This window comes from Paenibacillus sp. R-74696, assembly GCF_055814915.1.
On the sequence record NZ_JBPULM010000005.1, the window covers coordinates 17,996 to 32,097 of the forward strand.

Annotated in this window: 13 protein-coding genes; 3 read left to right on the forward strand and 10 right to left on the reverse strand. The window is 49.5% G+C overall.

Annotated elements, in window-relative coordinates; genetic code table 11:
- Positions 1 to 8 precede the first annotated feature (8 nt).
- The 5 genes from ACSR9A_RS00800 to ACSR9A_RS00820 all read right to left on the reverse strand — a co-directional run bounded on the left by ACSR9A_RS00800 (position 9) and on the right by ACSR9A_RS00820 (position 4,201).
- Positions 9 to 965 carry an ATP-binding protein gene (locus ACSR9A_RS00800; RefSeq protein ID WP_046232510.1) on the reverse strand — a complete coding sequence of 319 codons (957 nt, stop codon included), beginning with the start codon at positions 963 to 965 and terminating at the stop codon, positions 9 to 11.
- A 97-nt stretch (positions 966 to 1,062) separates the two neighbouring features.
- Positions 1,063 to 1,680 (reverse strand): immunity protein Imm33 domain-containing protein, encoded by a 618-nt coding sequence (locus ACSR9A_RS00805; RefSeq protein ID WP_473755120.1) that lies wholly within the window; start codon positions 1,678 to 1,680, stop codon positions 1,063 to 1,065.
- Complete coding sequence (locus tag ACSR9A_RS00810) at positions 1,677 to 2,099, reverse strand: hypothetical protein (protein WP_473755121.1); 423 nt, start codon at positions 2,097 to 2,099, stop codon at positions 1,677 to 1,679. Before ACSR9A_RS00810 ends, ACSR9A_RS00805 begins: the two co-directional genes overlap by 4 nt.
- A 163-nt stretch (positions 2,100 to 2,262) precedes the next feature.
- Complete coding sequence (locus tag ACSR9A_RS00815; RefSeq protein ID WP_473755181.1) at positions 2,263 to 2,565, reverse strand: DUF1801 domain-containing protein; 303 nt, start codon at positions 2,563 to 2,565, stop codon at positions 2,263 to 2,265.
- A gap of 163 nt (positions 2,566 to 2,728) precedes the next feature.
- Positions 2,729 to 4,201, reverse strand: a complete 1,473-nt coding sequence (locus ACSR9A_RS00820) for a protein adenylyltransferase SelO (RefSeq protein ID WP_473755122.1) — start codon at positions 4,199 to 4,201, stop codon at positions 2,729 to 2,731.
- Positions 4,202 to 4,388: 187 nt separating this feature from the next.
- Here ACSR9A_RS00820 and ACSR9A_RS00825 point away from each other — a divergent pair, with 187 nt between their 5' ends.
- On the forward strand, positions 4,389 to 6,155 hold the full coding sequence (locus ACSR9A_RS00825; RefSeq protein ID WP_473755123.1) for an Imm51 family immunity protein: 1,767 nt from the start codon (positions 4,389 to 4,391) through the stop codon (positions 6,153 to 6,155).
- Positions 6,156 to 6,307: 152 nt separating this feature from the next.
- Here ACSR9A_RS00825 and ACSR9A_RS00830 read toward each other — a convergent pair whose 3' ends face one another.
- Positions 6,308 to 7,531, reverse strand: a complete 1,224-nt coding sequence (locus tag ACSR9A_RS00830) for an amidohydrolase (RefSeq protein ID WP_473755124.1) — start codon at positions 7,529 to 7,531, stop codon at positions 6,308 to 6,310.
- A 118-nt stretch (positions 7,532 to 7,649) separates the two neighbouring features.
- Here ACSR9A_RS00830 and ACSR9A_RS00835 point away from each other — a divergent pair, with 118 nt between their 5' ends.
- Entirely contained in the window at positions 7,650 to 8,540 is an 891-nt protein-coding gene (locus ACSR9A_RS00835; RefSeq protein ID WP_473755125.1) for a LysR family transcriptional regulator, read from the forward strand.
- Here the strand turns inward: ACSR9A_RS00835 and ACSR9A_RS00840 are convergent.
- The 4 genes from ACSR9A_RS00840 to nikA are packed head-to-tail and all read right to left on the reverse strand — an operon-like array spanning position 8,497 to position 13,374.
- Positions 8,497 to 10,095 (reverse strand): ATP-binding cassette domain-containing protein, encoded by a 1,599-nt coding sequence (locus ACSR9A_RS00840; RefSeq protein WP_473755126.1) that lies wholly within the window; start codon positions 10,093 to 10,095, stop codon positions 8,497 to 8,499. The two genes, ACSR9A_RS00835 and ACSR9A_RS00840, sit on opposite strands and share 44 nt — an antisense overlap.
- Before the next feature lie 14 nt (positions 10,096 to 10,109).
- A complete protein-coding gene (nikC, locus tag ACSR9A_RS00845; protein ID WP_473755127.1) occupies positions 10,110 to 10,913 on the reverse strand; it encodes a nickel transporter permease in 804 nt (267 codons plus the stop codon).
- Complete coding sequence (gene nikB, locus ACSR9A_RS00850) at positions 10,913 to 11,848, reverse strand: nickel ABC transporter permease (RefSeq protein ID WP_473755128.1); 936 nt, start codon at positions 11,846 to 11,848, stop codon at positions 10,913 to 10,915. Before nikB ends, nikC begins: the two co-directional genes overlap by 1 nt.
- Positions 11,845 to 13,374 (reverse strand): nickel ABC transporter substrate-binding protein, encoded by a 1,530-nt coding sequence (nikA, locus tag ACSR9A_RS00855; RefSeq protein WP_473755182.1) that lies wholly within the window; start codon positions 13,372 to 13,374, stop codon positions 11,845 to 11,847. Before nikA ends, nikB begins: the two co-directional genes overlap by 4 nt.
- Before the next feature lie 219 nt (positions 13,375 to 13,593).
- Between nikA and ACSR9A_RS00860 the strand changes: the two genes are divergently transcribed.
- Positions 13,594 to 14,055, forward strand: a complete 462-nt coding sequence (locus tag ACSR9A_RS00860; RefSeq protein WP_473755129.1) for a 2-thiouracil desulfurase family protein — start codon at positions 13,594 to 13,596, stop codon at positions 14,053 to 14,055.
- Positions 14,056 to 14,102: the final 47 nt, after the last annotated feature.

Here is a 14,102-nt window from a genome sequence, read left to right on the forward strand (position 1 = left end):
CCTTCCTGCTACTTAATGCCGTGCTTCTTCATATAATCCAGCACAACCTGATAGTCACGGTTGACATCACTGAAGGTGGCATAGTTTTTCGCAGTGGAGAACCACTCCAGCGTTGTCGCTTTGCGGGATTTTACTGCAGCTTTCACATCATTTTGCGAAATCGGCTGCACTTCACCCGTCTCCAGCATGCGCTCCATCGCCGATTCCACCGCATCGCTAACGACCTGCTCCAAATCAGCTCCGGAAAAATATTTCGTCTCGGCAGCAATTCGCTCCAAATTCAGTGAATCCACGGGCTTGCCTTTCAGCTTCAGCCCCAAAATCGTTTGGCGCTCTGCTTCCTCTGGCGGCGGTACAAATACAAGATGGTTAAAGCGTCCAGGACGTCTGAGCGCGGAATCCAAATACCATGGCGTATTAGTTGCTCCAATTACAAAAACATTTTCGTTCTCCGCTTGCAGACCGTCCAGCTCAAGCAGCAGCTGATTGACCAGCATGCGGTCGTGATGCTGGCGCATTTGGTTCCGGCTGCCGCCCATTGCATCCAGTTCGTCTATGAAAATGACACAAGGCCTGCACTGGCGCGCTTTTTCAAAAAAGTCATGCAAGTTATGCTCGCTCTGCCCCGTATACATCGAAAGAATCGCCTGCAGCTCTATATGAATAAAATTAGCTTCAATTTCGCCCGCCACCGCTCGCGCAAGAAACGTTTTGCCACACCCCGGAGGCCCGAACAGCAGCAGGCTTCCTCCTGCTGATTTGCCATAGGCTGCGAACAATTCCGGCTGCTTTAGCGGCAAAATAAAGTTCATGCGAATTTTCTTCTTAACATCTTCCAGACCGCCTACATCATCGAACGTTTCCGCTGGCTTATCTGACTCGACAAGCGATTGATCCTCTTGATTGAATTGAATAAGCTTTAGATTTTTGCGCCTTTGCGCTGCGAGATCATCAAAATCAGACATTAGGCTCTCTCCTCTACTAATCTAGCATGCTGAATTTACGCTATAAAACCAGAATAAAGAAATAAATTGTCGTTTGCAAGGGTAGCGGTTCATTCTACTATTCCTCCACTGCCTCTCCCCAGGCAGCTTCTCTTCCTTGCCTTTCAACCGACGAGCCATGTGCTCCCTTAAAGGGCGCCAATAAACTAGCGTCCCGGTCTACCATTTCATAAACCTGCACTCTGAAAATATTATCGGCGTTAATATAGCTGTCTTCCTCATCACCTGCGAACAAACGCCAGCCGCTGTCCTGCTCATCGTCGCCAGCTTCACGGTACATCCAGCATACGGCATCGCCCTGCTCCAAGCAGCGTCTAGATACGAGTGCCATCTTTTCGCCATCCGCAAGCCATCTCTCATCGCCTTCCTGCAGGATTGTTCTGGCAATATGCTGAGGCTCGAACACTAGGCTGTCTCCTGACTTCAAGCTTTTCAAATAGACCGGCTGGTTCGTCAACACCCCGGTGTATTGCTCAGTTGCTTGGTTAAAACCTGTAACCTCCACCCACATTCGTTCGGCTCTCGGCTCATTTTCACCCGGGTTTGCCAGTGTAAAATGCAATCTGACCCGTCTTCCTACTTCTTGCGCCCGCCGCTCCTTCGCAGGCGGGATAAAGAAGCTGTCTGGATACAGCCTGCTGGTCTGCTCTACATCTTCAAGCGTCCATTCCATCATTTGTTCCTCTCTCTCTTATATTCCTCGTATCCCCAGAAGGCTTCCTCTGTTCCGCCGTCCTCCAGCAGGATCATCACTGCGTAAGAGATGATGCTCAGCCACTCTTCCATCTGCTTCGTTTGCTCTTCTGTAATGAGGCCATTGCTTCGCAGCATGCCGTCCGGCTCTATTGCCCAGGCTCTGCCCAAATGGCAAATGCTCCACAAACAGCCCATCATTTCACTGCTAACCGATTTGCTCGCTAATTCGGGCGACAGCACATCAAGAATGGCCATCACCTCATGAAAATTATCCTCCACGAGCTGGCCGCTAAAGGGGCGAAGCATACCGAGAAACCCGTTCATCATCTTATCATGCTCGATATCTTCAAACGCAAAAGCATGACATTTTAATAAGACTAAAGCCTCTTCCCTATTCATTGGCCTCTCCTTGCATTTTCAAGTTTCGCCTTGTAATAGCCTTGTATTAAGAAAAAAGCTGTCCTCGCACAAATCAGAAAGTTGTGCTGTGAGCTGCAAAAAGCCTCTCAGTTCCATTCTTGTGCTTGGACAGCTTTATAGGTTTCAGGCGATCGGGAAAGGCTTAAAGCTCTTTCGACGCCTGCTCCAAATACTTCGTCAATTGCGAATAGTCGGGGGAATCCTTTTCTTGAATTTTAATTGTTTTCCGCTCCTCCGGCCCTTCAAACAGCTCCGCTGGCAAATCCAGACCTGTCGTATGGAACAGAGTGAAGGAAATCGCTTTTTTAGAAGGCGAAATGACCGCCGCATACTTGCCATTTTTCAAAAAATGAGGCTTCTTATATTGCAGTCGCTCCTGAACGTCTGGAATGACCTCGTGTATGAGGCTGCGCAGCTGATTCGATACGTCAACCTGCCATGGCATGTCCAATGCTTCTATAAAAGCGGTGATTTCTTCCGTTTCGGGCAAAACGATTCCACCTCTCGCATATCGTATATATTTCGACAATAGTTTACAGGCTTATTTCCAAATGTCGTTCCTGAGTGTATTATGCAGGATTATGGCAGCAATGTCCATATTCATGCATTTACGTTCCGCAATAAGTACGGTAAGCACGGCCTGACGGCTCAGGCAATGCTGCATATTCAGCCTGCTTTGGAGAATGGACATAGGGATCGGCAAGTGCTTCAAGCAGCCGCTCCATCACCGTATAATCTCCATTAACCGCAGCCTCCAGTGCCTCTTCCACCCGATGATTGCGCGGAATGATGGCTGGATTGCTGCTGCGCATGAGCTGCCCCGCTTCCTCTACGGACTGCTCCTGCCTGCCGAGCCTATTCTGCCAGCGCTCATGCCACTCTGTATATTCAGGGCTGCTAAACAAAGCCGAGTCATCCAGCTTGTTAAACGTTAACGCCACAAACGTATTGGTGTAGTCTGCGCCATGCTTCTCCATCAACGTGAGCAGGTCTTTCATCAGCTCGTCGTCCTGCTCCTCCTCATTGCAAATGCCCAGCTTTCCACGCATGCCTGCGAGCCAATGACGGTGATATTGGTCTGTAAAATCCGCTAAAGCTTTTTCCGCAAGCTTTAAAGCCTGCTCCTCATCGTCATGCAGCAGCGACAATAGCGATTCAGCCAATCTTGCCAAATTCCAGACCGCAATGTAAGGCTGATTTCCATAAGCATAACGGCCTTGACTGTCAATGGAGCTGAACACTGTCGCTAGGCTAAAAGCATCCATAAAGGCACATGGGCCGTAATCTATCGTTTCGCCACTAATCGCCATGTTGTCCGTATTCATGACGCCATGAATAAAACCGACGAGCTGCCATTTGGCAATAAGCGACGCCTGGCGCTTAATCACTTCCTGCAGCAAGGAGAGATAGCGATTGTCATCCCCAGCAATTTGCGGAAAATGTCTTTGCACGGTGTAGTCCGCCAGTGCTCGCAGCTCCTCTGCCGTTCCCCATTGGGCAGCAAATTGGAACGTTCCGACACGGATATGGCTCGCAGCTACGCGGGTCAAAATGGCACCCTGCTGTGTATCCTCGCGGTAAACAGGCTCGCCTGTTTTCACGATCGCCAAGCTGCGGGTAGTGGGAATGCCCAGCCCATGCATTGCTTCGCTAATGATGTATTCACGCAGCATCGGCCCAACCCCCGCACGGCCATCGCCACCGCGAGAATAGGGCGTTCGTCCTGCGCCTTTTAGCTGAATGTCGACTCGCTCGCCTGAGGGTGTAATTTGTTCGCCCAGCAGCAAAGCCCGTCCGTCACCTAAGCGGTTAAAATGACCAAACTGATGGCCTGCATAAGCCTGAGCAAGCGGCAAAGCGCCCTCGGGAATTAGATTGCCCGCAAGCATAGCCGCGCCTTCCTCGCTTTGCAGCGCCTCGGCACCCAGTCCTAGCGCTTCAGCCAGCTTGTCATTGCAAATTATCAGCTCTGGAGAACGTACCGGAGTTGGATTTGTTGCTGTAAATAATCCTTCTGGCAACCTTGCATAGCTGTTGTCAAAGTTCCATCCGATATGTATATTGGCTTGCTTCTCGCTCATATTCGATCGCCTACTTTTTCGTCAATTTGCACACTTCTTCATTATACTACAATCTGAAACTACATTCTGCGCTCCCGCTTAGCCGCTTAGCCGCTCAACAATTAGCCAGCCGCCTTCGTCTCAGGATATAATTAACAATATATCATAACAGATATAGCTATTTCATAATGAGGAGTGAAGCATACCTATGGACCAGCAGCTTCTGGCACAAATCAACCTTTGGCATGAAGAAGAAGCGTTCGAGAGCATTGTTGATCGACTGCAAGAAATCCCTGAAGCCGACAGAGATTATGAGGTCATTATCCAGCTTGCCCGAGCCCTTAACAATACAGATTGTTACCGTGATGCACTAAAGCAGCTTTCCTTCATTTCAGAGCAAGGCAGACACGACCCTTTATGGCATTTTCGCCAAGGCTATGCCTTTTATTTTCTAGCTCGTTACGTGGACGCCTTGCAGGCTTTTGAGCAGTCCTTCCGCTTGGATCCCAAATCTGAGCCAACCTTGGAGTTTTTGGAGTGGACCAAGCCGCTCGCTGATAAAATGGTACGCCAGCATAAGCGTTATGTGGAGGAAAGCGCAGCGGCTGGGCAAAATCGGGGCTCCGAGCCAGACGCACCATTGTCCTCACTTGATTTACAAAGCTTTTGGGAGGAAAGCGACTATGCCCGCAAGTCTTATGTGCTGCCGCCTCCAACCGCTGAGCTGATTGCATCCATTGAGCAGGAGCTTGGCTACAAGCTGCCAGCCTCCTACATTGCCCTAATGAACAGCCAAAACGGCGGAATTCCGGTCAATTGCCGCTTTCCAGCGGAGGAGCCAACCTCCTGGTCAGAGGATCACGTCGCGATTACTGGCATTATGGGTATTGGACGAAATAAATCCTACACGCTAGGGGGGGATTTGGGCAGCCGGTTTATGATCGAAGAATGGGGCTATCCTGACCTTGGGGTCGTTATTTGCGACTGTCCATCCGCAGGCCATGATGTCATCATGCTGGATTACCGCTTCTGTGGGCCAGAAGGCGAACCTGCCGTCGTTCACGTTGATCAAGAGGACGAATACAACATTACTTATTTGGCATGCAGCTTTGAACAGTTTATTAAAGGGCTCGTTCATGATGATGTGTACGATAGATCAGCTGAAGAGAAAGAAGCAGATTTGAAGAAAGTAGCCGAAGGCGCATTTTCCCCTCTATTGGCTGAGCTTTGTGCCGCTGTGACGGAAACCGATGAGCTGGAAGGGAAAATCCGGTCGATTGGCAGACAGATTACCGAGGAGAAAGGGTATTTCGTCTTTCAAGCCGACGAGCTGTCTACCTTGATGTATGATTTGCAATTTTGGCTTTATACGAAAACCTACCCGAATCCTGCACGAAAAAAATATTTAGACGACTATGATAAGCTGATCGCATTCGGCGAAGGAGAGTTTAGCACAGGCGGCTATGCGCCAGCCTTTATTACGGACTGGCTCGATGATCGTATCAAGCTGGGAAAAATCATCGTAACCGATCGTACTCTCGCCATGACGGATGAAGCTATCGAGCAGGTGATTGAGCAGTTAAACGCCTATGCAGCCCCTAACCATAAAGCAGCGCTTCATTCAGAGGCTGACGGGATTACAGCACATTTGCAGCCTCTTATTTTTATTGACCACGACAATAAATCCTGGTCTGTTATTTTAAATGCCGGCACCTACAAGCAGGAACTGTTTGAAACGAGGGCGGAAGAAGGCTTTCAAGGCAGCGGCTATGACTGGGGCTCGCTTGCAGCCGTATTTTTGGAGGAAAAAATGCCTGAGCTTGCCGAGCAAATCCACTTCGATCCAGAGGCAGATATGTTCTGCGTATATTCAAGCAATCGGGAAGCCATGGTGAAGTTTGCGTTAGCCTTCAAAGCAGCCTGTGAGGATCATGATTTAATCAGCGATCTATTTACTCGCGCAGAGCTGGATTAAATTTATGTAACGACCTGCCTTCATTCATTTAGTGCTGCTAACTTCCTTATTTTTCATAATCGCTAACTAAAAAATGCCCGATAGGCTCCTTTATAGAAGCCTTCGGGCATTTTTTCTAGCTAGTTTAGCTGATTTCGCTAATCTCATGAGGCTTATATAGCCCCACTCACCAAATTTCCTTTATACCATACGGACTGCCGCTGAGCTTTTCTTGCAACAGCCTCAGCCGAGCAGCTCGCGTGCGTCAATACAAAACTGGCGGCATCGCCTACTTTGGGCCACACCTGCTCGCCTTTCGCATTGAGCGGTGTAATTCCGCCTGTAATAAAGGCAAGTGTCTGGGACAACGAGGCTTCCTCTTGGCAACCATACAATTCAGCGTAGCGTCCTGCCTTATCCAGCAAATCCCCATTGCCAAATGGCGACCAGTGATCCGTGAGGCTATCGGTTACCAGCTTCACCTTGACGCCTTGACGGCTCAGCATCGGCAGCGGCATATTCATTTTCCCAATCGGCACTGTAGAAGCAATGGACATGCCCAGCCTAGCCATCCGTCCAGCCATTTCTTTTGCCTCCTGCGGCTCAGCGCCTGCAAACCAAAAGGCATGGCTAACCGTTACTTTTCCGTGCAGGCCCGCTTCTTCAGCTAGCTCCGCTAGCCGGCTTAAGGTTTCCCGTCCAGCTTCGTGTCCATCATGCAAATGAATATCGACGCCCGCACCATAATGAACGGCCAATTCAATGATCGTTTGCAACGATTTTTCAATATCTCCATCTACTGAATACGGATCTACCCCACCAACATGGGTGGCACCCTCAGCCAATGATTGCTTGACGAGTGCAACCGAATCAGAGCGAAGCAGGCCATGCTGGGGAAAAGCTACAATTTCGGCCGAGATTTTACCAGAGAACGTCTCCAAAGCTTGCTTCGTAGCTTCTAGCCGCTTAAGTCCGCTGACGGGTTCAATATTGCAGTGGCTGCGCACATGCGTGGCGCCAAATCGTTGAATCAGTGACAAAATACGCTCCGCTTGCAGCTTTGCTGTCGGCAGCAGCTTGGGCAATAAAACCTTCTCTTCCTCTATCCGTTCGAAAATACTCACTACAGGCTTGACTGCTTTCCACGGACCGCCAAAATAGGTTTTGTCTAGATGAATGTGTCCTTCCTCAAACGATGGCAGCAGCAATAATCCTTTTGCATCATATTTCGGCAGAGGGCTGGCTAGCTCCACTCCACCCTCCAAAATTTCAGCAATGGCTCCGTTTTCTATCCGCAAATGGCAGTTGCCCGTTCTGGTACCCGTTATCCGTCCAGCCTCAAACTCATACCCTTGCTCCAGCCTTGCATTGGTTAACCAATAAGATGTATTCACCATGTCAGCCCCGCTTTCATTTCAGCTTAAAACTATGGTAACATAGCTATCATCATACTAAAAATATTTAAAAAATTCGTTTTCCATACTTTTTTCGTTTGGAATGGGAAGGGTTTGCCGCATGGATATTCGCCAGCTTCGTTATTTCATTGCGATCGCGGAAGAGAAACAAATTACAGCGGCCGCTGAAAGGCTGCATATGACACAGCCTCCGCTTGGACAACAGCTGAAAGGACTGGAGGAAGAGCTCGGGGTACAGCTTTTTGTAAGAAGCGGGAAATGGCTGGAGCTTACTGACGCCGGGGAGGCTTTATATAGGCGTGCCTTATCCTTAACAAAGGCGCTCGAAGAGACCAAGCTGGAGGTGAAAGAAATTGGCAGCGGTACACGGGGCAAATTAATGCTGGGTATCAATACGTTGTCATCCATCGTTTTGCCACAGCTACTGCACAAGTTTAAAGAAGCATATCCGCTTATCACTTATAAGATTCAGCAAAATGAATCTGCCCAAATTGTCCGGCTTCTCAAGGAACGTTCCATTGAGCTTGGCATCGTGCGGCTGCCGCTGGAGCTAGGTGATTTCGAAGTGCTGGAGCTTCCTTCGGAGCCCTTTTATTTTGTTGCCGCGAGCAGTGTCCTGCACCCCGCTGACAAATGCTCCTACCGTGATATTCAGCGTTATCCGCTTATTTTGCCCAGTGCGGAAGGGCTCGGCCTTTATAAAAGCATCCTCCAGCAGTTTACTGATCGCGGCTTACAGGCTAATGTGATCGGAGAATGCTCCGATATTTCCCTACTGTTGAAGTGGGTAGCCTACGGGGATGGAGCAACCATTGTGCCACAGTCCGTTCTTGAGCTGCATCAAGGCTATGACATTCAATCATTCGCCATTTCAGACAGCGAGCTTCATTTTGCCACCGGACTCATCTGGCTAAAGGACCGTTATTTGACCAAAGCGGCACAACGCTTTATTGAATTGATGAAGCAGGAAATCGTTCATCTTCGATTGTGATGTTCCCACGCTCCAGTACCATAATTCGGCTGCACATGAATTGCACGGCCGCTAAATCATGCGAAATAAACAAGCAGGCAAAACCAAGCTGCTGCTGTAATCGCTGCAATAGCTTTAAAATCTGGGCTTGGATGATCATATCCAGGCTCGCGGTCGGCTCATCCAAAATAATAAAATCAGGCGCAATGCTGATCGCTCTGGCGATACATACCCGCTGCTTCTGACCTCCGCTCAGCTCATGGGGATATTGCCGCATGACGCTAGCCGGAAGCCCTACCATATCCAGCAAAAGAGCAGCCGCTTCGTCCCGTTTATATCGGCTATCACCTAAAAAAGCTGGTGTTTTGTCCCTGAATACGTCGAGCGGCTCCATTAAGGAATCCACAATCGTCAGCCTCGGGTTCAAGCTGGCTGCTGGATTTTGAAATACCGTTTGAATACGTCCGTTTATGAACGATCTTGCAGCAGCTTTCCGGTTATGCAGCGGCATTTGCTGGAACAGGAGCTCTCCTTTGTCAAGCGGCTCCATAAGCATTAAGCATCTAGCCATTGTACTTTTACCGCTGCCGCTCTCGCCGACCAGCCCTAAACACTCCCCAGCTTTCAGCGTAAAAGATACTTGATCCAGCGCCTTGATGCCTTTCGGGTACGTTTTGACAAGGTTTTGAGCAGCAAGCAAAGCATTCCCTATCGTAGTCGCTGCCCCTGTTCCCTGATCCAGCATCGTTTGATCGGCATCTACTAATTGCAGCATCGCTTCTTGTTCTATCGTTATTGCTGGTGACGACAATAGAGCCGACTCAGCCGCAAGGAGCTGCTTCGTATAGAAATGGGCTGGCTGTTCCAGCACGGACCGCACATCACCCGACTCGAGCACACAGCCTCCGCGCATAATCGCCACTTGATCGGCATAACGCCTGACATGCTTTAAATCATGTGTAATAAACAGAATAGCGCAGCCGATTCGCTCCTGCATTTTCTTTAGCAAACAGAGTATTTCCTCTCCCGTTTCCTGATCCAGCGCAGTCGTTGGTTCATCGGCAATAAGCAGCTTCGGCTGAAGCAGCATGGCTGCCGCAATCGAAACCCGCTGCAATTGGCCTCCACTGAGCTCACACGGATAGCTCTTATATACACGCTCTGCTGGCAGACGCACCTCTTCTAAGCAAGTCAAAATTTGCTTTTTCCGCTCCTTGCGTCCTAAGCCACTATGGGCTTGCAGCGTTTCATCCAGCTGCTTCCCCAGTCGAATAAAGGGACTGAACATCCCCGCATAATCTTGGAAAACATAAGCAATCTCTTTGCCTCGCAGCCCGTTTATTTGATGGGCCGAAAGCTCCGAAAGGGATCGTCCTTTAACCAAAATCTCGCCATTTGTCATACGCACAGCCTGAGGCAGCAAACCCGCGATCGCGAGGCCAGTCAGCGTTTTCCCGCTGCCGCTTTCACCAATTAATGCGAGCCATTGCTGCTTTTCAATAGATAGATGAAGGTCTTGAACAAGCTGCTGCCGCCCTGCGTTTAAGCTAAGTCCTGTTATTTTCAATACGCTCATCGCTGTGACCTCCTTTACTCCCTGCTGCGCTTCACATCCAGCCGATCACGAATCCGATCCCCCCAAGCGTTCGACAATAGTACAACTAGCATAATCGCAAGTCCCGGCGCAAGCATCAAATACGGAGCCTGGTGAAAATAGGCGCGGCCTTCATTCAGCATCGCTCCCCATTCTGGAGACGGCGGCTGAACGCCAAGTCCAATGTAAGATAACGACGCAATCATCAAAATAATTTTGCCCACGTCCAGCGAAGCAATAACGATCACATGGCTGAAGGCGTGCGGCAACAAATGCTTCATGACGATATGGAGCGAGCTTAAGCCATTCAAGCGGGCAATCGCTATATAATCCTTGTGCTTTTCAGACCTCACACTATTGCGCACAATACGCGAGTAAGCGATCCATTTGACCGCTGCAATGGCAAAAATCAAATTAAAAATGTCCGGTCCTAGCAGGCCGCTTAGCACAATAGCAATGATGAAATCCGGAAATGCAAGAAAGGAATCCGACACACGCATGAAAAGGCGATCGACGAAGCCGCCGATATATCCCGACAGCAGCCCTACAGGTATGCCAATGCTTAGCGCTGCCACAAGCACGATCAGACTAGCGCCTATCGTATTCCGCCCTCCAATGAGCAGACGCGAAAACAAGTCTCTGCCGAGTCCATCGGTTCCCAGCCAATATTGCGCCGTCGGCGGCAGCAAACGGTTGTTAAGATTCACGACATATGGATCATGAGGAACGAGGAAAACCGAGAAAGAAAGCACGGCGATAAGAAGCATGGCCATATATCCGTTAATACCTATCTTCTTCATCAGTTCTCCCCCTTCAAGCGCATTTCCGGGTTCAGAGCATGATTCGCCAAATCCACCATTAAATGAATAAGCGTAACGGCAATTCCCATCACGACCATATAACCTTGAATGACCGGATAATCCCTGCTCTGAATGGCATCCACAATAAATTTGCCCATGCCCGGATAAGCAAAAAGCACCTCAATGACAACCGTGCCGCCGAGCAAGCTTCCTATGCTGACACCGAACATCGTCACAACGGGCGTAAGCGCATGGCGAAAAGCATGACGGAGCAAAATTTTTCCGCTGCCAATGCCGCGCGACCTCGCTCCCCTAATAAAATCCTGCGTTAAGCTATCCATCAGGCTGGAGCGAATCAAGCGGACATAAACGGCAGACATCGTAAGCCCGAGCGTCAGCGAAGGCAGCACGAGATGTGCAAGAGTCCCCGTTCCCATTGACGGCAATAAGCCCAACCTTACAGATAGCCCTTCTATTAAAAGAAGCCCTAGCCAAAAGCTAGGGATAGAGGTTCCGAGTACAGCAAGGAGCCTACTTGCGCGGTCAATGAAACGATTGGGATAAAGGGCCGACAAAGCGCCGAGCGGCACTGCAATGAGTAATAAAATGAGCAGCGAGCTGCCGGTAAGCAGCAGCGTGGCTGGCATTTTACGAAGCAGCTCCTCGCTGACTGGCCGATTCGTCATATACGACTTTCCCAAATCAAGCTGCGCCAGCCTGGCAAGCCAGCTGCCATACTGAACCAATACCGGCTCGTTTAGCCCCAGCTCCTCCCTCTGTTGCTTGATTTCTGAGCTTGTGATCGCAACGTCATCTGAACGAAGCATTTGCTTAACGGCATCTCCCGGAGCAAGCTTAACGAAGACAAAGCTGACGAAGGAAAGCAGCAAAATAAACAGAACAAGCTCTACGCCCCTTTTCCAAACGATGCTCATTTCACTTCTACATCCAGCTCATTCGTCAGCATATAATATTCGCTTTTACTCGTCACCCAGTTTTTCACCTTGTCACGGTACACAACGAGCGTATTGGGATGAACGAGATAGGAATAATACATTTCTTCATTAATGCGGGTAAGCGCCTGTTTAATTAAAGCATAACGCTCATTCGTTTCAACCGTCTGATCCAGCTCATCAATCCAAGCGCTCAGCTCTTGGTCGTTGATTTTACCGAAATTGAGCGAGCCATCCGCCTTAAAGGCTACATTTAGAAAATAACTCGCATCCCCGCGCGGCGCAATTAACGGGCTGTATGTGCCCAAATCCCAATCATCCTTCTCCAGTAAATAATCCTCGTATTTATCGACTTGTGCGATCGTTATGGCAATGCCAAGCTCCTTCGCTTGCGATTGCAGCACTTGGGCCAGCAATGGAAATTCCGCTCGCGAAGCGTACGTGACCAGCTTGAAGGAAAGCGGCTGTCCACCCTTGGTCACCTTGCCCTGCTTAACCTCATAGCCTGCTTGCTGAAACCATTTGAGGGCAGCGGCCACTCCGTTTTCCTTCGGTTCATAGCCGGGCACGAACGGAAATTCCGGCAAAAAAGGACCGCTGGCAACCGTCGCTTGGCCGCCCATAATAGCGTCCTTCAACTCATCGCGATTGACGAGTGCATCGAAAGCTTTGCGAACATATTTGTTTTGAAAATCGGCATGCTTCGTATTAAAAATAAGCTCATGTGTCCGCAAGCTGACAACAGAATCCAAATGCAGGCTGGCATCACTTTTCATCGTTTCCATGCTTTCAACTGGCGGACGGTACACAATATCCGCATCCCCTGCCATAAGCGCTGACAAGCGGGCATTGGCATCCTCATTAAAGCTGAAGGTCGCATGGTTGAGCTTTGCTGCACCGTCCCAATATTTGTCGTAGCGATCCAGCTTAAGCGAGCTGCCTGAAGTGAATGAGGCTACTTGAAACGGACCGGTTCCGATTGGCTTTTTATCCGGCTCCGGTGCAGACACGTCAATAATCGCTGTATTGGGATGAACCAGCTCCGATGGAAACTGTGGAAATGGCTGCTCCGTCGTAATTTGCAAGCTTTGTCCACTGGCTTCCATTTGCTTGATTTTCAAAACCTGCTTCACACCCGGATTTTGCTCCATCGCCCGCTCAAGCGATTGCTTGACGGCATCCGCATCGAGCGCCTTACCATTTTGGAACGTCACCTGTTCCCGAATTTTAAACGTCCAATGCTGCCCATCCGGGCTGCTCCACTCCTCCGCAAGCCAAGGCTGGATTTGGAGGTCTTCGCCCAGCTTGACCAGCGTTTCAACAACACCTGCTCGGAGCGGTGTGTAATCCAGATGTGGATCTATCGTTTGGCTTGCAAAGTTAAACAGAAAGGACAGCTCTTTCTTAGGCGGTTGTGATTGCTCTCCGTTCGTATTTACCCCTTTGGAGCAGGCCGCCGTGAGCAGCAGCAAACCGATGAATAGAATGAATGGGATGATTTTTCGCATATGCAATGTAAGCTTACCTCCATATTTTTAAATGATACAAGATTACCTGCCTCATCGTACCTTAAGAAGCCCTGAATGATAATAGCCCTATCGAGCTATTGCGCAGCAAAAAATGTGACAATAATAAGCCAGATCAGAGCTCGTTTACAGCGTAAACCTGCTGTGCTATGCTCGGTTCTAGAGATTTTAAACTTTTCATTAAAGAAAGGCGGCGTTCCCATGATCCTCGTAAGCTCCTGCCTGGCAGGCATGAAGGTGAGATATAACGGGACGGATTGTTTAGACGAAACCGTTCGCAGGCTGCTGGACGATCATAAAGCCATAGCGGTATGCCCAGAGCTGCTTGGTGGCTTCTCCACCCCACGGGAATCAGCTGAAATCGTAGGTGGAAATGGTGAGGATGTGTTAGGAGGAACAGCCTTTGTCATCGACAAATCGGGGACGGACGTTACGGACCTCTATATAAAAGGCGCATATGAAACCCTTCATCAAGCGCTCGAATTAGAAGCCACAGTAGTTGTACTTAAAGAAAACAGTCCTTCCTGCGGCAGTACAATGATTTACAACGGACAATTTTCGGGTGAAAAGATCGCGGGAAATGGCGTTACATCGGCGCTGCTCCGCCAGCATGGCATCAAGGTCATATCGGAAGATGGGCTGCAGGATTTGCTGCTCCCTTGATTATGAACGTAACGAGCTTAGGCCGATCACCATTTATTTTTCCAACC

Bases quoted from the DNA above. Each gene is read 5' to 3' on its own strand.
- nikC (WP_473755127.1), bottom strand. From the start codon at position 10,913: ATGAAGAAGATAGGTATTAACGGATATATGGCCATGCTTCTTATCGCC.
- ACSR9A_RS00825 (WP_473755123.1), top strand. From the start codon at position 4,389: ATGGACCAGCAGCTTCTGGCACAAATCAACCTTTGGCATGAAGAAGAA.
- nikA (WP_473755182.1), bottom strand. From the start codon at position 13,374: ATGCGAAAAATCATCCCATTCATTCTATTCATCGGTTTGCTGCTGCTC.
- ACSR9A_RS00860 (WP_473755129.1), top strand. From the start codon at position 13,594: ATGATCCTCGTAAGCTCCTGCCTGGCAGGCATGAAGGTGAGATATAAC.
- ACSR9A_RS00810 (WP_473755121.1), bottom strand. From the start codon at position 2,099: ATGAATAGGGAAGAGGCTTTAGTCTTATTAAAATGTCATGCTTTTGCG.
- ACSR9A_RS00840 (WP_473755126.1), bottom strand. From the start codon at position 10,095: ATGAGCGTATTGAAAATAACAGGACTTAGCTTAAACGCAGGGCGGCAG.
- ACSR9A_RS00800 (WP_046232510.1), bottom strand. From the start codon at position 965: ATGTCTGATTTTGATGATCTCGCAGCGCAAAGGCGCAAAAATCTAAAG.
- ACSR9A_RS00830 (WP_473755124.1), bottom strand. From the start codon at position 7,531: ATGGTGAATACATCTTATTGGTTAACCAATGCAAGGCTGGAGCAAGGG.
- ACSR9A_RS00805 (WP_473755120.1), bottom strand. From the start codon at position 1,680: ATGATGGAATGGACGCTTGAAGATGTAGAGCAGACCAGCAGGCTGTAT.
- ACSR9A_RS00815 (WP_473755181.1), bottom strand. From the start codon at position 2,565: ATGCCATGGCAGGTTGACGTATCGAATCAGCTGCGCAGCCTCATACAC.
- nikB (WP_473755128.1), bottom strand. From the start codon at position 11,848: ATGAGCATCGTTTGGAAAAGGGGCGTAGAGCTTGTTCTGTTTATTTTG.
- ACSR9A_RS00835 (WP_473755125.1), top strand. From the start codon at position 7,650: ATGGATATTCGCCAGCTTCGTTATTTCATTGCGATCGCGGAAGAGAAA.
- ACSR9A_RS00820 (WP_473755122.1), bottom strand. From the start codon at position 4,201: ATGAGCGAGAAGCAAGCCAATATACATATCGGATGGAACTTTGACAAC.